This is a genomic window from Algibacter sp. AS12 (assembly GCF_046736315.1).
Taxonomy (GTDB): domain Bacteria; phylum Bacteroidota; class Bacteroidia; order Flavobacteriales; family Flavobacteriaceae; genus Algibacter_B; species Algibacter_B amylolyticus.
This window is the reverse complement of sequence record NZ_CP151841.1, coordinates 1497265-1521734: the sequence shown is the minus strand read 5'-3', so window position 1 is coordinate 1521734 and position 24470 is coordinate 1497265. Positions and strand designations below refer to the sequence as shown.

General features: G+C 33.6%; 18 protein-coding genes. 13 read left to right on the top strand and 5 right to left on the bottom strand.

The window, feature by feature from the left end:
* The first annotated feature begins 19 nt into the window (after positions 1–19).
* Both AAFN75_RS06425 and AAFN75_RS06420 read left to right on the top strand, forming a co-directional pair.
* Positions 20–703: a hypothetical protein gene (locus tag AAFN75_RS06425; protein ID WP_411808772.1), complete on the top strand. Its 684-nt coding sequence runs from the start codon at positions 20–22 to the stop codon at positions 701–703.
* Positions 704–749: 46 nt separating this feature from the next.
* Positions 750–1928 (top strand): T9SS type B sorting domain-containing protein, encoded by a 1179-nt coding sequence (locus AAFN75_RS06420; RefSeq protein ID WP_411808771.1) that lies wholly within the window; start codon positions 750–752, stop codon positions 1926–1928.
* 32 nt (positions 1929–1960) lie between these two features.
* On the opposite strand, the gene AAFN75_RS06415 is transcribed toward AAFN75_RS06420, so the two are convergent.
* Together AAFN75_RS06415 and gltX are read right to left on the bottom strand one after the other, a co-directional pair.
* Positions 1961–3367 (bottom strand): hypothetical protein, encoded by a 1407-nt coding sequence (locus AAFN75_RS06415; RefSeq protein ID WP_411808770.1) that lies wholly within the window; start codon positions 3365–3367, stop codon positions 1961–1963.
* A gap of 98 nt (positions 3368–3465) precedes the next feature.
* Entirely contained in the window at positions 3466–4983 is a 1518-nt protein-coding gene (gene gltX, locus AAFN75_RS06410) for a glutamate--tRNA ligase (RefSeq protein ID WP_411808769.1), read from the bottom strand.
* 179 nt (positions 4984–5162) lie between these two features.
* Between gltX and AAFN75_RS06405 the strand changes: the two genes are divergently transcribed.
* The 5 genes from AAFN75_RS06405 (at position 5163) to AAFN75_RS06385 (ending at position 12849) form a co-directional block, all read left to right on the top strand.
* Entirely contained in the window at positions 5163–8645 is a 3483-nt protein-coding gene (locus tag AAFN75_RS06405) for a DUF4175 family protein (RefSeq protein WP_411808768.1), read from the top strand.
* Positions 8638–9054, top strand: coding sequence for an rRNA maturation RNase YbeY (gene ybeY, locus AAFN75_RS06400; protein WP_411808767.1), 417 nt, complete (start codon positions 8638–8640; stop codon positions 9052–9054). The genes AAFN75_RS06405 and ybeY overlap by 8 nt, the downstream gene beginning before the upstream one ends.
* An 87-nt stretch (positions 9055–9141) precedes the next feature.
* The gene (mnmG, locus tag AAFN75_RS06395) at positions 9142–11013 is read left to right on the top strand and encodes a tRNA uridine-5-carboxymethylaminomethyl(34) synthesis enzyme MnmG (RefSeq protein WP_411808766.1); all 1872 of its coding nucleotides are present in this window, start codon (positions 9142–9144) and stop codon (positions 11011–11013) included.
* Positions 11014–11226: 213 nt separating this feature from the next.
* Positions 11227–12072: a class I SAM-dependent methyltransferase gene (locus AAFN75_RS06390; RefSeq protein WP_411808765.1), complete on the top strand. Its 846-nt coding sequence runs from the start codon at positions 11227–11229 to the stop codon at positions 12070–12072.
* Positions 12073–12321: 249 nt separating this feature from the next.
* On the top strand, positions 12322–12849 hold the full coding sequence (locus AAFN75_RS06385; protein ID WP_411808764.1) for an OmpH family outer membrane protein: 528 nt from the start codon (positions 12322–12324) through the stop codon (positions 12847–12849).
* A gap of 67 nt (positions 12850–12916) precedes the next feature.
* Here the strand turns inward: AAFN75_RS06385 and AAFN75_RS06380 are convergent, their stop codons facing one another.
* Together AAFN75_RS06380 and AAFN75_RS06375 are read right to left on the bottom strand one after the other, a co-directional pair.
* A complete protein-coding gene (locus AAFN75_RS06380) occupies positions 12917–14071 on the bottom strand; it encodes an ATP-binding protein (protein WP_411808763.1) in 1155 nt (384 codons plus the stop codon).
* Positions 14072–14411: 340 nt separating this feature from the next.
* Positions 14412–15632, bottom strand: coding sequence for a DUF418 domain-containing protein (locus tag AAFN75_RS06375; protein WP_411808762.1), 1221 nt, complete (start codon positions 15630–15632; stop codon positions 14412–14414).
* A gap of 334 nt (positions 15633–15966) precedes the next feature.
* On the opposite strand from AAFN75_RS06375, the gene AAFN75_RS06370 reads away from it, so the two are divergent.
* The 3 genes from AAFN75_RS06370 (at position 15967) to AAFN75_RS06360 (ending at position 19917) form a co-directional block, all read left to right on the top strand.
* Complete coding sequence (locus tag AAFN75_RS06370; RefSeq protein ID WP_411808761.1) at positions 15967–17154, top strand: phosphoglycerate kinase; 1188 nt, start codon at positions 15967–15969, stop codon at positions 17152–17154.
* A gap of 110 nt (positions 17155–17264) precedes the next feature.
* A complete protein-coding gene (locus AAFN75_RS06365; RefSeq protein ID WP_411808760.1) occupies positions 17265–18884 on the top strand; it encodes a LysM peptidoglycan-binding domain-containing protein in 1620 nt (539 codons plus the stop codon).
* Between the two features lie 25 nt (positions 18885–18909).
* Positions 18910–19917: a DUF4837 family protein gene (locus tag AAFN75_RS06360; RefSeq protein ID WP_411808759.1), complete on the top strand. Its 1008-nt coding sequence runs from the start codon at positions 18910–18912 to the stop codon at positions 19915–19917.
* A 71-nt stretch (positions 19918–19988) separates the two neighbouring features.
* Here AAFN75_RS06360 and AAFN75_RS06355 read toward each other — a convergent pair whose 3' ends face one another.
* The gene (locus AAFN75_RS06355) at positions 19989–20171 is read right to left on the bottom strand and encodes a twin-arginine translocase TatA/TatE family subunit (RefSeq protein WP_092849366.1); all 183 of its coding nucleotides are present in this window, start codon (positions 20169–20171) and stop codon (positions 19989–19991) included.
* A gap of 116 nt (positions 20172–20287) precedes the next feature.
* On the opposite strand from AAFN75_RS06355, the gene AAFN75_RS06350 reads away from it, so the two are divergent.
* The 3 genes from AAFN75_RS06350 to AAFN75_RS06340 all read left to right on the top strand — a co-directional run bounded on the left by AAFN75_RS06350 (position 20288) and on the right by AAFN75_RS06340 (position 24470).
* Entirely contained in the window at positions 20288–21157 is an 870-nt protein-coding gene (locus AAFN75_RS06350; protein ID WP_144114780.1) for a M23 family metallopeptidase, read from the top strand.
* Between the two features lie 91 nt (positions 21158–21248).
* Positions 21249–22730 carry a GH3 auxin-responsive promoter family protein gene (locus tag AAFN75_RS06345; protein WP_411808758.1) on the top strand — a complete coding sequence of 494 codons (1482 nt, stop codon included), beginning with the start codon at positions 21249–21251 and terminating at the stop codon, positions 22728–22730.
* Between the two features lie 51 nt (positions 22731–22781).
* Positions 22782–24470, top strand: a complete 1689-nt coding sequence (locus AAFN75_RS06340; protein WP_411808757.1) for a DUF6909 family protein — start codon at positions 22782–22784, stop codon at positions 24468–24470.

The window sequence follows — 24470 nt, the reverse complement described above, 5'->3', positions numbered from 1 at the left end:
CACTTAACCCTAAAATAGCATGAAAAAAATACAACTTTACCTATTAGTAGCATTATCTATATGTTTTGTTACAAAAAGTTTTTCTCAAAAAGGAAGTTATGATATTGTAAATGGTATTGGAATTTTTGGGGGAGTTACCAAAGTGAACTTTAATACAGATAATTTTACAACTAAAGAAGGCGATGGTTTTATAGGTGGTTTAAGTGCCACGGTTGATATTCCGGTTAAGTGGTATAACATGAGTTACGGTTTGCATTTTTCGGAAAGCACCATTAGTATTATGGGTAGACCAACGGCTTCTAGCACCACGAATGAATTTATAGACTATAAACTTTTCGCTGCACAATTAGCATTAATGATGCATGTAAAATTAGCGGGAAGTTATGTAACCCTTGATGTCGGGCCAATGTTACAATACAATAGCCGATTAGAATTTGAAGACAAAGCTCAAGAAGGCTATTTTATTAATAATTATGATAATTTATTAGCCGAAGATATTAGTAACATTTCGCAATTTAATTTGAATGGCGCAGTAGGTGTTACCGCAGGTTTTAAGTTTGTGAAGCTAAGAGCGCATTATATCTATGGTGCGACTAATATTTTAAAAAAGCTTGAAGGTGAAAATCTAGACACCACAGGTGGCGATTCTCGTTTTAAAGGGAATATGTCTATGTTGGTGTTTGGGGCTATGATTTCGTTTTAGGCCTATTCTTTAAATCCTAAATATTCATATAATTCGATGAAAAATCATGAAAAAAAATATAGTATTACATCTGTTCTTTTTATTTTTCATTGAAACTGTTCTTAGTCAAACGACTAACAATGGCGAGGTATATATAAGTCCAAATACCGATGTAAGCTTTGTAGATGATTTCAATAATACAATTACTGGTGAGTTTTGGAATAATGGTATTGTTTATTCTTATGGAAACTGGAATAATAACGGAATAGTTGATTTTTCGATATTTAATTTAGATTATGGTTTAATAGGTTTTGTTGGAACTGAGGCTCAAATTATTTCTGGAGATAATTTTAATTATTTTTATGACACCTTGTTTGATAATGCATTAGGGTTTAGTTTACTAAGTAATATTAGTATTTCGAACGTCTCTGATTTTGTATTTGGCATTGTAGATAATAAATTATCAAAAGGATTGTTTCTTTTTGAGCCAAACGCATATCAGGTTGGTGTAAGTAATGATAGTCATGTAAACGGTCAAGTTATAAAAATAGGAGATAATTCGTTTGATTACCCTATTGGCAATGGTAACTACTATAGAAGTGCCAGTGTTTCTGCCCCTTCATTAAGTGATGATGCTTTTACGGGAGAATATTTTTTTGAAGATACAAATATTAAATACCCTGTTAATAGTTTAGGTGCGAACTTGACTCTTGTGAATAATGCCGAACATTGGGTTATTGAGCAGCCTACTGGTGATAGTCAGGTTTTTTTAACGCTGTCATGGAGTAACGAAACCACGTCACATGAAATTTTAAAAGAGCCTTTAGAATCTATTCATATTGCTCGTTGGGATGATACAATGCAATTATGGGTTGATCAAGGTGGTGTTCAAGACATAAGTAACCAATCCGTAAGTGCTTTAGTGGAAAATTATGGTGTGTTTACTTTAGCGACTGTGAAACAGAATGCAGAAATCTTATTTCCTTTATTTTTTACTCCAAATAATGATGGATACCATGATACTTGGAATGTTAACCAATCTGAAAATACAGAAATCATTTCTATTCATATTTTTGATAGATATGGAAAGCTTTTAAAACAAATAGGACTAACCGGAAGTGGTTGGGATGGTACTTATAATGGAAAACTATTATCTAGTTCAGATTACTGGTTTATTGCTATTTATAAAGATTTAAAAGAGAGCACCATAAAACAGTTTAGATCTCATTTTTCTCTTAAATTTTAAAACTAGTTTTTGGTTGCTAAACGTCCCCTCTTTTAATATTGAAATACAGTAACTCTAAAAACTGCGCGAGGAGGGTTTGTCCTAGAGAACGGAGAAGCATTTATTCTAACACTTACTTCGTCTGGGGCGCTTACCCAGGCTGAATACATGGTGTAATTTCCCATAACGGCTCTAGGAAGGCCAAGGCAAACTACATCACCTACTTTAGCCCCATCTACAGCTATTGTTAAATCGAACTGATTAGTATTAGAATCAAATCGATCAGGGAAATCCAACAAGGCAGTTGCACTCAATGATCGTTTTATTGCTGTCCCGCCATCGCCAATAATTATATCACCTTTAACTTCAAGTGTGGCATTAGGTGTATCTGTGCCAATGCCCACATTTCCTAAAGTATAAATATCTTCTACATTATCTGTAGCAGGTCCATTATCATCTACTCCGTTCCAAGGCTCAACTGTTAAGCCTGTCGATGCTGAAATGGTAGTATTACGTCCTGCGGCGTCTGTAAACGTATAAGAACCGTCTCCATTATTAGTTAATGACCCAGAAGTTAAAGTCGTTTGCGTATTATCTTCAGATGTGTAAGTAAAGGTTCCATCTTTATTGTCAACCAATGTGGTAGTGGTCTCTGTTGCGGCACCAAAAGTAACTGATGTCCCAAAATCATCAGTAATAGTATATGTTCCATCAGTATTATCTACAACAGATGTTAACTTTGCATCAAAGGAAGTTGTTGTATTTGCCGCATTTGTGTAAGTAAACGTCCCATCATTATTATCTGTTAAATTTCCATCAGCATTAAATGTGGTTTGCGTGTTATCTTCAGATGTATAAGTAAATGTTCCATCATTATTGTCAATTAAAGTAGTTGTTGTTTCCGTTGTGCTATTAATAGTAATAGTAACTCCAAAATCATCAGTAATAGTATAAGTTCCATCTGTATTGTCCTCAACAGAAGTTAACTTAGCGTCAAATGTAGTTACTGTATTTGCAGCGTTTGTATAAGTAAATGTACCATTGTTATTATCAATTAAATTTCCATTTGCATTAAAGGTGGTTTGGGTATTATTTTCAGAAGTATAGGTAAATGTACCGTCAGTATTATCAATTAAAGTAGTGACTGCTTCTAATGAATCATCAGAAGTAATTAGTTTTAACCATTTTGAACCATTCCAATAGTGATAGCCTTCTATTAAATCACCAGAAGGAGTTGTATTATATACTAACAAGCTTAAAGGGTTGTCTAACAAGTTAGCGCTAATTGTGGCGGTATCAGTAGAATGTTGAAGCTTAACTCTAGGTATAAGGATTCCTTTGTCGCTTGAAACAACATCCAATTGCGCAGATTCATCAGGAAATGTTGTACCAACTCCCATCTGCGAGTAGCTAATTAAGGTCATTAATAAAGCTAATAAAATTGAACTATGTTTTTTCATATGCATTTTATAATGAATTTTTCAAATATATATAATTCTATTTCAATGACATTTACTGGTATTCAAACAAAAAGGTGCACAAATATTAGAACATTTTTTTAATATTTTAAAGACTTTACAACGTTCTCAATACGCTTAACAGTCTCCGCTTTTCCAATCATAAAAATAATATCAAACACATCGGGGCCTTGTAAGGCACCAACAAGAGCTAAACGTAAAGGCATCATAACTTTTCCGAAACCAATTTCGTTAGTTGTTATCCAGCCTTTTATTTCTGTAGTAAGCGTTTCTACAGTAAAATCGGTATTAGCGTTTAAAATGGCTATTAGCTGGTTCATTATATCGTCTGTACCTTCTTTTAAAGCTTTTTTAGAGGCTTTTTCATCGTACGTTGTTGGAGCAACAAAAAAGAAATGACTCAAATCCCAAAAATCTGAAATAAAGGTTGCGCGCTCTTTTATTAAAGCGACTACCATTTCAATGTAATTAATGTCGGTTTCGGCCAATTCAGAGTTATAATTTTTAAAAGCTTCAGCTAATTCATAATTATTCTGCTCCTGCATATAATGGTGGTTAAACCATTTTATTTTATCCGGATCGAAACGTGCACCAGACTTGTTTACTTTTTTCAAATCGAAGGCAGCAACCAATTCTTTTAGAGTAAAAATTTCTTGTTCTGTTCCAGGATTCCATCCTAAGAAAGCAAGGAAATTTACCATAGCGTCGGCAAAATAACCATCTTCTTTATAGCCTCTAGAAATATCGTTTGTTTTAGGGTCTGTCCATTGTAATGGAAACACAGGGAAACCTAATTTGTCGCCATCACGCTTGCTTAATTTTCCTTTTCCTGTAGGTTTTAAAATAAGCGGTAAATGGGCAAATTCTGGCGCGTTCCAACCAAAAGCTTTGTATAGTTGAAAATGTAGTGCCAAACTTGGTAACCATTCTTCACCACGAATAACATGCGAGATTTCCATTAAATGGTCGTCCACAATATTCGCTAAATGGTAAGTTGGCATACCATCACTTTTAAACAATACTTTATCATCTAGAATATTGGTGTCAATTTTAATATCGCCACGAATAATATCTGTTAAATGTAAGATTTCATCTTGCGGACTTTTAAAACGAATAACGTAGTCTTCACCAGCTTCTAATTTAGCTTTTACTTCTTCCGCGCTAAGCGATAAAGAATTGCTTAATTTTAGCCTGTTATGCCAATTGTAAATAAAGGTTTTTCCCTTAGCTTCATGGTCTTTTCTATGCGCATCTAGTGCTTCGGTAGTATCAAAAGCATAATATGCATTTCCTGAATCTATTAACTCTTCAGCGTAAGCTTTATAAAGTGGCTTACGCTCGCTTTGTCGGTATGGACCAAATTTTTCGTTGGTTCCTGGACCTTCATCAAAAGGCATTCCACACCAATTTAAGGCGTCAATAATGTATTGTTCTGCGCCTTCAACATATCTGTTTTGGTCGGTATCCTCAATTCTTAAAATAAAGGTTCCGTTATGTTTTTTGGCAAATAAATAATTGAATAATGCGGTACGAACTCCGCCTATATGTAATGGTCCTGTTGGGCTAGGTGCAAAACGCACACGAACGTTTTTGGTCATGTTTTGTAAATTTGTGGCAAAGATATGTATTAAGAAAGAAGACAGAAGCCCGAACACATAAGTTTTTTGTTTTTTTACCCAGAACCCCTTTATTAACACATAATTATAAATGCCGTAAAAAATAAAATTGTAGTTTAGTAAGTTGAAATACAATAATTGACAATGTTTTACCCCAAACCATGAGTAATTTTAATACCATACAAAATAAGCTAGAAGCCTTTATTAAGCGCTATTATATTAATGAATTGCTTAAAGGTGTCATTCTATTTTTTGCAATAGGTTTACTTTATTTTTTGTTTACGCTATTTCTTGAACATGTGTTATGGTTAAGTACTACGGCAAGAACATTTTTATTTTGGTTAATTATAGCCGTGGAATTTGGCTTACTTGTTAAGTTTATATTTATTCCGTTGGCAAAATTATTTAAATTGCAAAAGGGAATAGATTACCATGCGGCTTCCAAAATTATTGGTACACATTTTCCGGAGGTAAATGATAAATTATTAAATGTGCTACAACTTAATGGGGCCGATTCCAAATCGGAATTATTATTAGCAAGCATCGAGCAAAAAGCTTCCGAACTTAAACCAGTACCTTTTAAATTAGCCGTTAATTTTAAAAAGAATTTAGGGTATTTAAAATATGCTGCTATTCCGGTGGTTATTTTATTGCTCACTTTTTTTACAGGAAATTTTGATTGGTTTAGCGATAGTTATAATCGTGTGGTACATTACAAAACAGCTTACGAACAACCTGCGCCTTTTCAATTTTTTGTAGTTAATGAAAATTTACAGGCTATTGAAAATACCGATTTTAAATTACTAGTTAAAACTGTTGGCGATGTTACTCCAGAAAATGCTCAAATTAGTTACAACAATGAAACTTATTTTTTACAGCAAAAAGCTATTGGAGAATTCGAGTATGTGTTTACTCAGCCAAAGGAAACGATTACATTTCAATTAATGGCTAACGATGTTACCTCTAAGCTATATACCATGGATGTGGTTGAAACACCATCGCTTTTAAGTTTTAAAATGGTTTTGGATTATCCGAGTTATACCAAAAAGCAAGATGAGGTTTTAAAAAGCACGGGTAATGCTTTGGTTCCTGAAGGCACGCAAATAAAATGGCAGCTACAAACAAAATCTACCGATAACGTACAGTTGTTTGCCAAAGATACTACACAGTTTGTTTCAATATCTAAAGGGGTTTTTGAGGCTTCTAAGCGTTTATATTCTAATTTTGACTATACACTGAGCACTAGCAATAAAGACTTGCAGAATTACGAGAATTTAGCGTTTAATATTGATGTTGTTAAAGATGAATATCCAGAAATAGATATTAAGGTTGAAAAAGATAGTTTGGATTTGCAATCGTTGTATTTCTATGGGCAAATTAGTGACGATTATGGCTTTAGTAAATTGCAATTGGTTTATTACCCTGTAGAGAATGAAGCTAATAAACAAATGGAGACAATTCCTGTGTCTAGTTCAAATATTTCCGATTTTATTAGTGCATTCCCTAATAATTTGGAGATTTCTGAAGGTATAGTTTACGAATTATACTTTCAAGTCTTTGATAATGATAGGGTTAATAAATTTAAAAGCGTTAAAAGTAGTGTGTTTTCGTACCGTAAGCGTACCGAAGCTGAGGAAGCCGATAAGAATTTAAAGGAGCAAGGTGAAACTATTAAGGATTTAAATAAGTCCTTAACTAAGTTTGATGAACAAGAGAAAAAACTCGAAGAGTTAACCAATACCCAAAAAGAAAAATCTGAGTTAAATTTTAATGATAAAAAGAAATTAGAAAACTTTTTTAAGCGTCAGAAAGAGCAAGATCAAATGATGCAAAATTTTAACAAGAAGTTAAAAGATAATTTAGAGGAGTTTCAAAAAGATGAGCAAAAGGAAGATCAATTTAAAGAGGATTTAAAAGAACGCTTAAAGGAAAATGAAGAGAAGCTTAAGCAAGATGAAAAGTTACTTGATGAAATTGAAGAGCTTCACGAAAAAATTAACAATGAAGATTTAATTAAAAAGCTCGATGAGCTCGCAAAACAGAATAAAAATAAAAAGCGAAGTTTAGAGCAACTGTTAGAATTAACTAAACGTTTTTATGTTGAGAAGAAGTTAGAAAAACTTAATGACGATTTATTAAAGTTAGCAGAGGAGCAGGAGCAATTGTCTGAAAAAGCTGAAGAGGAAAATACTAAGGAAAAGCAAGACGAGTTAAATAAAAAGTTTGAGGATTATAAAAAAGAACTGGAAGATTTAGAAAAAGAATCTAAAGACTTGAAGAAGCCAATAGAGATTTCTAGAGATAAATTGGATGAACAAGAAGTTGAAGACGAACAACAAAAAGCTTCGGATGCTTTAGAGGAAAAAGAAGCTGATAAAAAAGAATCGGAACAAAAGAATAAAGACGGTTCAGAAGAAAAGAATGAGCCTTCAGAAAAGAAAGATTCAAATGCAGAAAAAGCTAAAAAAAGCCAGAAAAAGGCGGCTCAAAAAATGAAGCAAATGAGCCAGCAAATGCAAAGTGCCATGCAAGGTGGTAGTGACGATCAAATGCAGGAGGATGCCGAAATGCTTCGTCAGATTCTAGACAACTTAGTATTGTTCTCTTTCGATCAGGAAGCTGTTATGGATCAATTTAAAAGCATCGAATCTAACAATAACAAGTTTGCGTCTTATTTAAAAAAGCAGCAAAATTTAAGAGAACATTTTGAACATGTGGATGATAGTTTGTTTGCGTTATCGCTCCGTCAGCCAAAACTATCTGAGGAAGTAAATAAAGAAATTACTGAAGTGTATTATAACATTGATAAGGCTCTGGCATTATTGGCGGAAAACCAATTATATCAGGGCGTGTCTAATCAGCAATTTGTGGTTACGGCTGCTAATAATTTGGCAAATTTTTTAAGCGATGTTTTGGATAATATGGAGGAAAGCATGAGCATGTCTGCTGGAAAAGGAGGACAAGGTGATATGCAATTACCGGATATTATTATGAGTCAGGAAGAGCTTAATAAGATGATGGAAGAAGGAATGAAGAAAGGCGAAAAAGGTTCTCCAAAGGAAGGAGATGGTAAAAAGGATGGCGAAGGAGAAAAAAAGGGCGAAAAAGAAGGTGATAAAGAGGGCGACAAAAGTAAGGAAGGCGATAAGGGAAAAGAAGGCAAGGGTAAAGGTAAAGACAAGGGTGAAGACGGTGAACAAAATGGTGGTGATGGCGAAGGCAATGGCGAGGATGAAAATGGACTTCTTTTTGAAATTTACCAAAAGCAACAACAATTAAGACAGGCGTTGCAGGAGCGATTGGCTAAGGAAGGTAAAAGCGGAAACGGAGATGCTCTAGTTAGAAAAATGGAGGATATAGAATTGGAATTATTAAACAAGGGTTTTACGCAGCAAACACTTCAAAAAATGATGGCTTTAAAACATCAATTATTGAAGTTAGAAAAAGCAACCTTTCAACAAGGTGAGGATAATAAGCGGGAATCGGAAACTAATAAAAATAATTTCGATAACAATTCTAACAATCAAATCCCTACAGCAAAACAATATTTTCAAACAACCGAAATATTAAACCGACAAGCTTTACCTTTGCAGCAAGTTTACAAAAAGAAGGTTCAAGAATATTTCAAAAAAGAAAATGATTAATTTTAATTACGAAACGGATTTTAAATTAGAATCTGAAGCACCAATTTCTAATTGGATTATAGATACTATTTCAGCTGAAGAATATAAATTGGAGGAAATAAATTATGTGTTTTGTGACGATGAATATTTGCATAAATTAAATGTAGAATTTCTTAATCATGATACCTTAACGGATATTATTAGTTTTGATTATTCAGTCGGAAAAATTATACAAGGAGATATCTTTATTTCTGTAGAACGTGTTGCAGATAATGCTAAGGATTTTGGAGTTTCTTTCAACGATGAATTAATGAGAGTTATTATTCATGGTGTGCTTCACTATTGTAGTTATAAAGACAAAACGGAAGCAGAGGCCAAGGTTATGCGGGAGAAGGAGAATCTGTATCTAGAGCGATTATCTGCTAAATAAATAATTCAGAGTATATTTGCAAACTTAATTTATAGATGTGTTCCACGTGGAACATGTTTGTTTTAATGATTATATAAAAGAGGAATCATGTTTAACGAAGTTTACGATGTTATAGTTGTTGGAGCAGGACATGCAGGAAGTGAAGCTGCTGCGTCTGCAGCTAATATGGGTAGTAAAACGCTGCTTATTACAATGAACTTACAAAACATTGCGCAGATGTCTTGCAACCCCGCTATGGGCGGAATTGCCAAAGGGCAAATTGTAAGAGAGATTGATGCGCTTGGTGGTTATAGCGGAATTGTATCAGACACATCTGCTATACAATTTAAAATGCTTAACAAGTCTAAGGGTCCTGCAATGTGGAGTCCAAGGGTTCAAAGTGATAGAATGCGTTTTGCTGAAGACTGGAGAATGCTTCTTGAGGGAACTCCTAATCTTGATTTTTATCAGGATATGGTATCTGGTTTGTTAGTAGAAAATCATAAAGTTGTTGGCGTAAAAACATCTTTAGGAATTACTATAAAAGCAAAGTCTGTAGTCTTAACTAACGGTACATTTTTAAATGGCTTAATTCATATAGGCGATAAAAATTTTGGTGGAGGTAGAGCAGGTGAAAGGGCAGCTACAGGAATTACAGAACAACTAGTTCAGTTAGGTTTTGAATCTGGTAGAATGAAAACAGGAACACCGCCGCGAGTGGATGGTAGAAGTTTAGATTATTCTAAAATGGCAGAGCAACCCGGTGATGCTAACCCTGAGAAATTCTCGTATTTAGATATTACAAAGCCATTAGAAAAACAACGTTCTTGTTATATGACTTATACAAGTCTTGAGGTGCATGATTTGCTTCGTGAGGGCTTCGATAGATCGCCAATGTTCAATGGAAGAATTAAAAGTTTAGGGCCGCGTTATTGTCCGTCTATTGAGGATAAGATTAATCGATTTGCAGATAAGGATAGTCATCAGTTATTCATCGAACCCGAAGGTTGGAATACCTGCGAGGTTTATGTAAATGGCTTCTCTACATCCTTACCGGAAGATGTTCAATTTAAAGCATTACGTTCTGTTGTTGGTTTTGAAAACGTGAAGTTTTTTAGACCTGGCTATGCTATTGAATACGATTATTTTCCACCTACACAATTGAAGCATACTTTAGAAACTAAGTTGGTTGAAGGTTTGTATTTTGCTGGTCAAATTAATGGTACAACAGGATATGAAGAAGCGGCTTCTCAAGGGTTAATGGCTGGAATAAATGCAGCTTTAAAAGTTCAAGAAAAAGACTCTTTTACTCTTAAAAGGGACGAGGCTTATATAGGTGTTTTGGTAGACGATTTAATTACAAAAGGTACAGAAGAGCCTTATCGTATGTTTACATCAAGAGCGGAATACAGAACGCTGTTAAGACAAGATAATGCAGATATTCGATTAACGCCAAAAGGTTTTGAATTGGGATTAGCTTCGGAGAAACGTCTAAAACGTATGGAGGAGAAACACGATGCTGCCGAAAAATTTGTCAGCTTTTTTGAAAATCAAAGTGTCAAGCCTGAAGTTATAAATCCTATTTTAGAATCGAAAAATTCTGCTGTGGTTAAACAATCTGGAAAGCTTTTTAAAGTGTTCGCTAGGCCTAATATTGAAATGGAAGACATTAGAAAAGTAGATGCTGTTGAGGTTTATATTCAAGAAAATAATTTGGATAGGGAAGTGATAGAGCAGGCCGAAATTCAAGTTAAATATGCAGGGTATATTGCTAAAGAAAAAAACAACGCAGACAAATTAACGAGGCTAGAGTATGTAAAAATACCTGAGAATTTTGATTACTCGCAAATTAAATCTATGAGTTTTGAGGCGCGAGAGAAGCTTAAAAAAATTCAGCCAGCAACGGTATCGCAGGCATCAAGAATTAGCGGGGTTTCTCCTAACGATATTTCCGTTTTGTTGGTTTATATGGGGCGTTAAATTCCTGTGGAAACAGGAATTTTAATCTTAATGTTTTCGTTACAGGATATTAAATAAATTATTTTTTTAAACGTTCCACGTGGAACGTTTAAAATTTAAAGCTGTTTTTTTTTGTTATTCAAACAGAAACAGGAACCCAAGTAAGAAGATAAACCAAGTTCACTAAAGTTCGATTTATAAATAAAAAATACTTATTAATCCATTCGTGTATTCGTGGCTAAAGAAAATTTAAAAGTAAAAGATCACTCTGTTTCAGGAGAAGTATTTGAGCTTATTCAGAATTTAGAATATGGTTTTTTGGAAACAACTCCACAACCGTCTTCCGATAAATTATCTGATTATTATGAAAGCGAAGATTATATTTCGCATACAGATTCTAAAAGAAATCTATTCGAAAAAGCGTATCATTTAGTGCGATCGTTTTCTTTAAAAAAGAAATTAAATTTAATCAATTCGTGTTCTTCCGAAGGCAAAAAACTTTTGGACATTGGATGTGGTACAGGCGATTTTTTACAAACTGCACAACAAAATAATTGGATTGTTTCTGGAATTGAACCAAACCAGCAAGCAAGAAAAATTGCAAATAAAAAAACAAACGGATCTGTTTTTAATACAGAACAACTTTTAAAGTTCCAACCAAACAGTTTTGATGTTATTACCCTTTGGCATGTACTAGAACATTTACCAAATTTAGACGAGCAGATTGCTACATTTAAAAAACTATTAAAAGCAAATGGAACCTTAATTATTGCGGTTCCTAATTATAAAAGTTTCGATGCGCAATATTATAAATCGTTTTGGGCTGCTTATGATGTACCTAGGCATCTTTGGCATTTTAATAAAATATCGGTTTCAAATTTAGTTTCAAAACAATCTTTTAAAGTAAATAAAATAAAACCCATGTGGTTCGATTCTTTTTATGTGAGTATGCTTTCAGAAAAATATAAAACAGGAAGTATGAATGCGGTTATAGGTTTTTGGATTGGCTTACGTTCAAATTTAAAAGCGATAGGCTCAAAAGAAGCTTCGTCTCTAATTTATGTCATAAAAAACAACTAAAACTTGTTTTTAGCGACTAAGCTTTATTCTGATACATATAAACGTCCAAACACAAGTCGTTTTTCTAATAAGCGCTTAAAACGCTTTATTTGACCTCAAATTTAATAGAGACTTCTTATTTTAATTCCTTTTTATCATAAAGAATCCTTATATGTTAAATTGAAAATAAATTCGCTTTATTTTAAAAGCTACTTTATTACATTTGTTCGGATATAAATTTTACCTACAATTAACTAATTAAATAAAAAAATGAAAAACATAATTTATGTTGCCTTAGTGATGCTTGTTTTAACATCTTGTGAAAAACCAAATAAAATTGCTTTTGTAGATAACGGAGAATTAATTAACGACTATCAAGAAAAGAAAGATGTAGAAGCAGCATTTCAAATAAAAGACGATGCTTTTAGAAAAAGAGCAGATAGTATTAGTCAAGCTTTTCAAGCAGAAGCACAAAAAGGACAAGCCGAAGCGCAACGTTTAGCTAGAAGTAATAGAAAGAAAGCTGAAGAATTAATGACTGGCCTACAGCAAAAGCAACAACAATTGCAACAGCAAATGCAAATGGAGCAACAAAAGTTAACTCAAGAGTTTCAGGCGGAAATCGACTCGGTTATTGTTCATGTAAAAGACTTTGTAAAAGACTACGGAAAAACTAATGGTTACAACTATATATTAGGAACAAGTGATGCGGCAGCAACAGTAATGTATGGTGCAGAACAAAGCGATTTAACACAAACTATTTTAGATGCTTTAAATGCAGATTATAAAAAGGAATAGTGGTGTAACCACCTAATAAACAAAACATTGAGCCTTGTTAAATCAAATTTAACAGGGCTTTTTTTATTTACTCTGCTTTCTTATGCAGCAAGCGCGTCAATTTAATAGATAAATCCGTCAAAATAATTTTAGAATTCCCATTACGCTCAATATGGTAAATAGCATCTTGTAGTTCATTGCTAATATCCATAATGTTATTTCCGTGTACGTAAGGCGCAAAATTTTCAAGCTTAAACTTCTCGGTTTTGGGCTCAAAAAACACTAAATCTGTAGCGTTATAATTCATTAATAACGCCTGACGAAAAAAGTCTATACAAAAGTTTAAAAATTGTTTTTGGGTTTCACGACCTGTTTTGGCAATATCCTCGCTCCAAGAAATTAAATCGTGTATGGCTGCCTTATTTCCTCTGGCCTTAAAGGCACTACGAATCCAGAAAATAAACCAAGTTTCAAATTGAGAATCTTCGGTGTCTTGATACACCAAATCGCAAGCCTTATTATAATTTCCGTTAGATTGATGCGCAATTTTGGTAGCTTCACTAGCATTAATGTTGTATTCTTTAATTAAAGCTGTTTTAATAACGTCTTCTGCCAACGGCGGAAAATGTAAAATCTGGCAACGCGATCTAATCGTATTTATAATTTGCTCTTCATCTTCGGCAATAAGTAAAAATATAGTTTTATTTGGTGGCTCTTCAATCAGTTTTAAAAGCTTATTGGCACAAGCGGTATTCATTTTTTCGGCCATCCAAATAAGCATAATCTTATAACCACCTTCGTAGGCTTTTAGGGTGAGCGATTTTACAATTTCATGCGCTTCTTCAACACCAATTTGTCCTTGTTTGTTATCAACACCTAGTAATTTATACCAATCAAAAAGGTTGCCGTAAGGCTGTTGGTCCAAAAGCTGGCGCCACTCTTCCATGTAAAAACTAGATACCGGTTTGCTTTTAACCTTATCGCTGGTAGTAACCGGAAAAGCAAAATGCAAATCGGGGTGCGAAAAGTTTTTAAACTTTAAATTACAAGCGTCGTTTCCGTTATTGTTTTCGCCACCAGAATTCGAGCACAAAATGTACTGTGCATAAGCCAGTGCCATAGGTAAAGTGCCAGAGCCCTCTTTACCAACAAACAATTGGGCATGTGGCAATCTGCCATTGTCAACACTCTGCGTGAGGTGATTTTTAATATGATTTTGTCCTAAAATATCTTTAAAAAGCATAAAGACAAAAGTAAACGAATTTTATCAGATGTTAAACATTAACAAACCAGTAAAATTTTATAGATTTTTATTTGAGCGTTACCACAAGGGTCGGGCTTTACGTTTCAAGTCCTCGCACCTCCTACGTCGAGCTGTGGGCTTTCCACTGCAATCCCTAACGCGCTTTTTTGTTAGGGTTAGGTTTTATAATTTAAGTGTGGTTTGTTGTTATGGAGGTTCGTTTAAAGTGTTTGTGTATCATGTCGGTGCGCATTACAGCCAATACCAACCAAATAGAAAATCCGCGAAGATGTTAGCAAGTAAGCTATATCCAGCTTAAGTTTGTAGTTTTTAATAGATTTTAATGTCGAATTTTTATCCTTTTTTTATAAGTTAAACTTCTCCAAGCCCATTCAAGTGGCCCGAATCTATAGTGTTTTAACCAAATATTACTTAGAATTATTTGAATTGTGACAATAACTAAAGCAATACTAAAGGTTGGAATTAAACCTATTTTCCCAAACAGACTAAACCCGAAATTATAAAAAATGACAACCATTAAAACGGTTTGTATAATGTAATTACTTAGAGCTGTTCGTCCTACAGGTATCAAATATTTAAATACTTTTTTACCAATTTCAGTTTGGGCAATTTTTATTATTGCCAAGATATAAGAAAAACTAATGAGCAGTTGGCCAACCATTGATAAGAACTTATATCGAATATTTTGAAGCGTAGGCAACTCATAAGGATTACCTCCTAAAAGTTTTGCAGCAATGGTAATTAGTATACCACCAATTAAAATAGTTAATATTACTATTGTGGATTTTGGTGCTTTTTTAAAGAATTCTATTGATGCTAAATAGTAGCCAAAAAGAAAAATGCCAAGGAAATTAAAATAACCGCCAGAGGGTATATAGCTTAATTGCTTCCATATAAAATTATGAATGTTTATCTTGAATATTTCGGTAATGGAACCGTCTCTAAAAGTATCAATAACATCTACATTCGACATATCTGGATACGAAATGCGAGCCGTTGGTGTATGGTTTGTGTTACCAGGGATGTTAGCTTGTGCGGCTTCAGTAAATGGTAAAATAGCAAAATCCAATACATAGGGTATTAATAGGAAAAAGAGCGTCCATCGAAGTAGGATTTTTGGTTTTACATTTCGAAATAAAATTAGAATAAAACCATAAATAGCATAGGTAAGTAATATATCGCCATACCAAAATAAAGTATGGATAATACCTAAAATTAATAAAATGAATAATCTTCTGCGATACGTTTTTAAAAAATCGACTGCTCTATCTCTGTTTTTGTGGAATTGTATATAAAAACCAACAGCAAATAAAATTGAAAATATAGTGTAAAATTTACCGGAGACTATAATTCCTAAAAAAGAATATAGATTATCATCTAACTCAAAGTTCGATATCTGCTTAAGCTCTTCAAAAGGCATAAATACGTAACCGCTAAAAAAACTCATATTCATAAAAATAATTCCGAGCAGTGCAAAACCACGAATAATATCTATAATGTCAATTCTATTATTGGGCTCAACAGGTTTACTAATTTCCATAAGACTATTTTTTCATTAAATTATATTTTTCATTTGGGGTTTACGAATGGTAATGTTTCACGGATATGGAATCGTTTTAATGTTTTACATCCGAAGTTAAACGAATGTAGCAGAAAAATTTTATAAAGTCAAGTTTCAGCTGTTGTCGATATGTCTTTTTTAGTATGGAAATAAATGCTTCGAGATGAAATATTTAAAATGTGATACGTGTATAATTCAAAAATCAAACATTTTGTCTCAAGCTATATCGTTTTCGTGAAAAAAGTCATTTTTTATCGCTTTTTAATTAGTTACATTTGTGTTTCAAATAGTTAAAAAATAAAAACATATATACATGAAAACGCTTAACGATTTTAATTTCGAAAATAAAAAAGCCTTAATACGAGTAGATTTTAATGTGCCTTTAAATGATAAATTTGAAGTTACAGATGCCACTAGAATTGTATCGGCTAAACCTACAATTATTAAAATTTTAGAAGATGGCGGAAGCTGTATTTTAATGTCGCATTTAGGACGTCCAAAAGGATTTCAAGATGAGTTTTCATTAAAACATATTGCGGCTAAAGTATCGGATATTTTAGGTGTAGAAGTTAAGTTTGTTACAGATTGTATTGGAACTAAAGCTGAAGAAGCGGCAGCAAATTTACAACCAGGAGAAGTTCTATTACTAGAAAACTTACGTTTTTACAAAGAAGAAACTGCTGGCGATAAAGACTTTGCTGAAAAATTATCTAAACTAGGAGATATTTACGTTAATGATGCTTTTGGTACAGCTCACAGAGCGCATGCTTCTACAACAATTGTAGCTCAGTTTTTCGAAGGAAGAAAATGTTTTGGAAACTTACTAGCTCAAGAAATTGAAAGCATTAATAAAGTGATGGAAACAGGAGAAAAGCCTGTTTTAGCTATTTTAGGTGGTGCTAAAGTATCTTCTAAAATTACGATTATAGAAAACATTCTTGATAAAGTAGATCACTTAATTATTGGTGGTGGTATGGCATTTACGTTTGTTAAAGCGCAAGGTGGAAAAATTGGTAATTCTATTTGTGAGGACGATAAAATGCCTTTAGCTTTAGATATTTTAAAACAAGCTAAAGAAAAAAATGTTCAAATTCATATTCCTGTAGATACTATTGCTGCCGACGATTTTAGTAACGATGCAAATACACAAACGGTTGATATTAATGAAATTCCTGATGGTTGGGAAGGTGTAGATGCTGGACCAAAATCTAGAGCACAATTTCATGATGTAGTTATGCAGTGTAAAACAATCCTTTGGAATGGACCACTAGGTGTTTTTGAAATGGAAAGTTTTGCTCAAGGTACTATCCAATTAGGAAACTCGATTGCCGAAGCTACTAAAAACGGAGCGTTTTCACTTGTTGGTGGAGGTGACTCGGTTGCTGCTGTTAAGCAATTTGGTTTCGAAAATAAAGTGAGTTACGTAAGTACAGGTGGTGGCGCTATGCTAGAAAGCTTAGAAGGAAAAACACTTCCTGGAATTGCTGCTATATTAGAGTAGAAATAATAGGCCTGCGACAGTTTTAAAGCTTCACAGGTCTTAATATATTTTGTTCTTAGTAAAATAAATACGATTTTAGCCATAACATCATTCATTAATGAATAGATTTTATGGCTTTTCGATTTTTTATAGTACTATATATTTTAAGTTTACCATCTTGTTTTTCGCAAACGCAAGACACGATATCTATTCAGAATCCTAAGGTTAAAGATACTTTAGTTGTTCAAAATACTGCTATTCCAGACACCATTTCTGGGCCTACAGTAGTTCTTAAAAGTGCTGTTGTAGAAGATAATACCTATACCCAAAAAACTATTGAAGCTACTGTAGATAGCACATCCATAACTAATTTAAAAGACGACGAATACGTTTTAAAGTTAGACCAAGCTTGGTTTGATGAGTTGTATAGCAACCGCTTATTCGACACCATTTATAAAACCGTTACAGAGCTCGATTACAAACCTGTTGATTACCCAGAATTACATACCGATACGCTTAAGGCACGCTTAAAAGAACTAGATGCTAGAACGCCTTTTAATGTAGAGTATAATCCATCTCTAGAAAGTGTTATAAAATCGTATTTAAAACACAGGCGTAACTCTATACAAAACCTATTAACATTAAGTGCCTTTTACTTTCCTATGTTTGAGGGAGAGTTGGATAAACATAACATTCCTTTAGAAATTAAATATTTAGCTATAGTAGAATCGGCATTAAAACCTAGGGCAAGATCTAGAGTTGGTGCTACAGGATTATGGCAATTTATGTACGGAACAGGTAAGGAATATGGGTTGGATGTAAGTAGTTACGTTGATGAGCGTAGCGACCCTATAAAATCTACCGAGGCTGCAGCAAAATATTTATCAAGATTATACAAAATTTTTGGCGATTGGGATTTGGCGCTTGCGGCTTATAATTCTGGTCCTGGTAATGTTGGTAAAGCCATTCGTCGTTCTGGTGGTTACCGAAACTATTGGAATATTCGTCATAATTTACCAAGGGAAACTGCTGGGTATTTGCCCGCCTTTTTAGCGAATATGTACATTTTTGAATATGCAAAAGAGCATGGTTTTAAAAATTATAAACCTGAATTGGCCTATTTTGAGACTGATACTGTTGTTGTAAAGCAGCAAATAACGCTCGATCAGGTTTCGGAAGCTACGGGCACTCCTATTGAGGAACTTCAGTTTTTAAATCCGTCTTATAAGTTAGATATTATTCCTTTTATAAAAGATGAAAATTATGTATTGAGATTGCCTCGGGATGTAGTTGGAACCTTTGTAAATAATGAAGATAGAATATATGCATTTGCTAAAGCGGAGCTTGAAAAACGTGAAAAACAAATGCCTCAGTTTATTGAAGCTCAAAATAAAACGACGTATCGTGTAAAATCTGGTGATTATTTAGGTAAAATTTCAAGATTATATGGCGTTAGGGTTAGCGATATAAAAAAGTGGAATGGTTTACGAAGCAATAACTTAAAAATTGGTCAACGATTAACCATTTTTCCGCGAACACCTCATGGAAACGCTACGTCTTCCGCGAAAGCGACAGTAAAAATAATACCTATAAAAGGCGATGTTATTAACTACACAGTTAAGGATGGCGACTCGTTGTGGAGTATTTCTCAAAAATTTTCTGGTGTTTCTGTTCAAAATATTAAAGATTGGAACGGTATTAGTGGTAGTAAATTAAAACCCGGAATGATTCTTAAAATTGCTAAGAGTTAAACCCTAACTAAACTTAAAAAATATTATGCGATATTTTCTATTTTCATTACTTACGTTAACACTTTTAGTGTCTTGTGTTGATAAAAACGAAAAAGCTGAAAAGTATTTGCCAGATGCTTCTGGTGCAATCAATAATGTATCTGTTGTAACAGAAAACGATTATTGGGATGGTCGTGTGGGTGAAGCCATAAGATATGTACTTGCAAAACCAATTTATGGGTTGCCACAAGATGAACCTATGTTTACAATTAGTCAGATTCCACCATCTGTTTTTTCTGGATTTGTTACCAAAAATAGAACGGTTTTAAAGGTTGAAACTAATAAACCAGCGGGAATAGCATTTTCTGAAGATGTGTATGCTAAGCCTCAAAAAGTAATTGTGGTTTCTGGTAACACTAAAGAAGAAATTATTGAGGTGGTTAAAGATAATGAAGCTAAAATTATTGAAACGTTTAGAAACTCGGAGTTAGATGAGAGACAACGCCAAATGGCAAAGTCACCACATAACTTTAATACTATAAAAGAAAAACTAGGTTTAACTATTAAATTTTCTTCAATTTACGAGCAAGCAAAGCAAGAGGGTAATTTCTTTTGGTTTAGAAAAGATATTACCACAGGGCATTCTCACATTATGCTTTACGAGTTGCCTTTTAATGCTATTACAAGAAATGATAGTACTGTTGGGCAAATAATTAAGATTCGAGATTCTATAGGACAGGCTTATTTTAAAGGTCGATTAGATGGTACAGTTAAAGCTAATGGCGATACCGTAAGTTCGTTTATGGTAACAGAGTCGGCGTACACACCTTTTTTTGGTGAAACTATTTTAGATAATAAGCCAGCTTTAGTAACTAAAGGATTGTGGGAGTTAACCAACGATTTTATGGGCGGCCCATTTATAAATTACATGATTGAAGATAAGGTAAATAAAAGATGGGTTGTAGTTGAAGCCTTTATATTTGCGCCATCTGTAGAGAAAAGAAATTATATGTTAGAGCTAGAATCTGTTATAAAATCTGTAAAAATAGAGTAGCAATACGCTATGTAGTAAATAAAAAAAACCAGCCTCTCGGGCTGGTTTTTCGTTTTAAGATAAGTTTAAAATTATCCTTTTTTATCTTCAGTAGTTTCTTCTTCTTTACTAGCGTCTTTAAATTCTTTAATTCCGCTACCTAATCCACGCATTAATTCTGGTATCTTTTTACCTCCAAATAAAAGTAAAACAGCTAGAACAATTAATGCTATTTGCCAAGGTCCTATTGCTAATGGTAACATGTATAAGTTCATAATAATGATTTTAAAGTACAAAGTTAATAATTAAAGTTCAATAAAAACGTTTTAAACATAACTTTAGCATACTGATAGTAAAGTCTTGTGATAAATTTATTTATTTTTGTTTTAACATGGCAGACAAAAAAAAGAAACCCAAAAAGATAAAACGAAAACTACTCGATAAGTATCGTTTAATGGTGCTTAATGAGAATACTTTCGAAGAGCGTTTATCATTTAAGTTAACGCGACTAAACGTATTTGTGTTTATGTCTTTATTGGCTATTTTTCTAATTACCCTAACGTACTTATTAATTGCTTTTACGCCACTTCGTGAGTATATACCAGGATACTCATCAACGGCATTAAAAAAGAAAGCAACCGAGTTAAGTTATAAAACCGATTCGCTGCAACGTGTTATTCATTTAAATGATAGGTATTATGAGTCTATAAAAAAGGTTTTAAAAGGCGATGTAAATACCGTAGATTTTAATAAAGATTCTATTATCCAAGCTGTTAAATTAGAAGCTAGTGAGGTCGATTTAAATCCTATTGCAGAAGATTCTTTGCTTAGAGAAAAGGTCGATAAAGAGGATAAGTATAATTTGTTTGAATCGGCAACGTCAACTACTAATTTTGTGCTATTTCCCCCTGTAAGTGGCACCATTAGCGAACCATATAACGCTAAAGAAAAACACTATGCCGTAGATGTGGTTGTGGCTAAAGATACGCCTATAAAAGCGGCTGCCGATGGCATTGTTATTTTTGCAGAATGGACCGCAAACACCGGTAACGTTATAATTATTGAGCATAGTTATGGTCTTATTTCTGTTTACAAGCACAATGCTTCTTTAACCAAAGCGCAAGGCGATTTAGTTAAATCTGGAGAGGTTATTGCCACTGCAGGAAGTACAGGAGAATTATCTACTGGTCCGCATTTACATTTTGAGCTTTGGAATGATGGGTATCCAATTAACCCAACAAATTTTATTGATTTTGAATAACTCTCGTGTCTAGTAAAATTATATCTTGTAAATTGTTAAAAACAAAAGCGATAATTTAGTTATTAACTGGTTTAAAACACATTCAAAATAAATGTTATCATTAAAATCTGTTTTAGCAAAACCTTTTGCTAAGCGTATTTATAAGAAAGTCCAAAAATGGGCTAATAACCCAATTGAAACACAAGAAAAAGTGTTTCGAGAGTTAATATCGCAAGCTGCAAGTACCGAATTTGGAAAGGATCATGATTTTAAAAGCATAAAAAATCATAACGATTTTATTAAACGTGTTCCCGTTCGAGAATACGAAGCGTTAAAGCCTTATGTTGAAAAGGTAGTTGCGGGTAAGGAAGATATTCTTTGGAAAGGGAAGCCTTTATATTTTGCTAAAACATCGGGCACAACTTCGGGTTCAAAATACATACCTATTACCAAAGAGAGTATGCCAAGTCATGTTGAAGCGGCAAGAAATGCTATTTTGTTGTATATTCATGAAACTGGGAATGCTAAATTTGTAGATGGTAAAATGATTTTTTTACAAGGCAGCCCCATTTTAAACGAACAAAACGGCATCCAATTGGGGCGTTTATCTGGTATCGTGGCGCATTATGTGCCTAAATATTTACAGAAAAACAGATTGCCTTCGTGGGAAACCAATTGTATTGACGATTGGGAAACTAAGGTAGATGCTATAGTAGAAGAAACTTTACCAGAAAACATGACTATAATTTCTGGAATTCCATCTTGGGTACAAATGTATTTTGAAAGGCTTCAAGAAAAAACAGGAAAGAAGGTAGGCGATATATTTAAAAACTTTAATTTATTCATTTTTGGAGGCGTTAATTATGAGCCTTATCGCAGTAAATTTGAAAATTTAATAGGAAGAAAAGTAGATAGTATAGAGCTGTATCCGGCTAGTGAAGGTTTTTTTGCATTTCAGGATAAGCAAGATGAAAAAGGGATGTTGCTTCAGCTTAATTCAGGTGTTTTTTACGAATTTATTAAAGCCGATGAGTTTTTTGAAGAGCAGCCTAAACGAATAACCGTAAAAGATGTTGAAGTTGGGGTTAATTATGTGATGATAATCTCGACAAATGCAGGTTTATGGGCATACAATATAGGCGATACGGTTATGTTTACGTCAACTAAACCTTATCGTGTTATTGTTTCAGGCAGAATTAAACATTTTATTTCGGCTTTTGGTGAGCATGTTATAGGTAAAGAAGTAGAACAAGCCATGGAGGATGCTACACATGGTTCTAATATTAGAGTTTCGGAGTTTACGGTGGCGCCTCAAATTAATCCTAAAGAAGGCTTACCATTTCATGAATGGTTTGTAGAATTTGAAAATGAACCAGAAGACATGTCAGCTTTAGCGCAAAAAATAGATGAATCTTTGCAGAAACAAAACTCATACTATTTTGATTTAATTCAGGGTAAAGTTTTGCAACCATTAAAAATTACTAAAGTTAAAAAAGATGGGTTTCAAGATTATATGAAGTCTATTGGAAAATTGGGAGGACAAAACAAAATCCCTAGATTGTCTAACGACCGCAACATTGTGGATAAATTTTAGCGTATAAAAATTAACACAAATAGTGTTATATTTGCGCGACCAAATTATAATATGAGCAATAAAAAACATCATGCTAGAACTCGAGCTCAAGAAAGCTCGAATGCTATTGAACGGATGTATATTACTATGCGTCACCTGTTTAATAGAGGGTTTTACAAGCCAATGGGAGTTTCGGGAGAAACTTTAAGGCAATCCTTATTGCTTTTACGACCAGAAATTTACGGGTCTATTGGCGATGAAAAAGCCGAACTAGAAGGCTTGCTTTATGTAATAGATAGATTGCCTCAAGGTATTGAGGAATGTATGTTTATTAATTTAACGAGCGATGAAGGGTACTCTACATCGCATTTTAAACCTATAATTCCAGAAAAACGTCGTCGTAATTGTTATCGAATAGATGACGAGCAAATGAACATTGAAATTACTCGTGGTCGATCTGAGATTTATGACATTTTAACGCACCTTACTTTTCTTTTTGTTGAGTCTCATAAAATTAGTAAACGTGTTTTAATTGATGAGGATGGAGCAACAACCCGAGATTGGATAAAACTTGAAAAAGCAGTTTTAGCCAAAAAGAAACTTACACAAGAGGAACGTGAGGTAACCATTACCCATATAGCTAATATTTTAGGTAGAACATTTAATGAGCTAACAACTGTTTATAACCAATTTGCAACCCCAACACAACCAGAACGTTTATTGCATATTGTATATTGGTTAGGGAAGTTAGCTATTGAAGAGTTGGTTAATAATAACAAGCGTACCGTAACTTTTAGTCCTGTTTTAAGAGAACGAATTGGCCATCACATACATGGCGAAATTTGGGCAGACACCATAAAGGATGTTTTGTTTAAAAACAATTTACTAGAGCGCCCAATTCATATAATTAGTGCTAATATGCACAGTGTTATGAATACGCTTTTTACACCTAGCGCATTAAAACCAATAGTTGCTAAAAAGGATATTTTTCAAGTTTACGAGGCCTTAAGTAATAAAGATAATAACGATTTACGTAATAAAGTATCAAAGGAAGCGTTGCAAAAGGGTATGACTTACATTAAGGACTCATCTGGAGCCAATATTGATGTGCAAATCTTTGATACCGCCAAAATTGATGCTTCAAAATTAGATATTAAAATTGATGATGCCATTTTAAAGCAACAACAACCAGTTATTTTGGTTATGGATTATGCCTTTGGAGAGCAAGCATACGAGACTATTGATGAGTTATTAAAACCCTACAAGCAAAAGGGTAAAAAAACACATTTAAATGTCGAGTCGGTTTCCATAATGGGTAAAGCTGGTATTTTAGAAGGCGGAAAAGGAGATATTATGATTCCGTCTGCACATATATTTGAAGGTACAGCAGATAATTACCCTTTTAAAAATGAATTAAAGAGAGAGGATCTGGAAGGTCAAGGTGTAAATGTTTACGAAGGCTCGATGATAACCGTCTTAGGAACGTCGCTTCAAAACAAAGATATTTTGAAATTCTTTTACAATTCAACTTGGAATGTAATTGGTCTAGAAATGGAAGGTGCACATTACCAAAAAGCCATTCAAGCCGCATCGAAAGTACGTGGTAGTATAAGTGCAGACGTAAAAGTAAGATACGCGTATTATGCTAGTGATAACCCTTTAGAAACAGGGGCTACATTAGCATCGGGTGGTTTAGGGACTTCGGGAGTTAGGCCAACCTATTTAATTACAAGAACTATATTAGAACAAATATTAAATTAA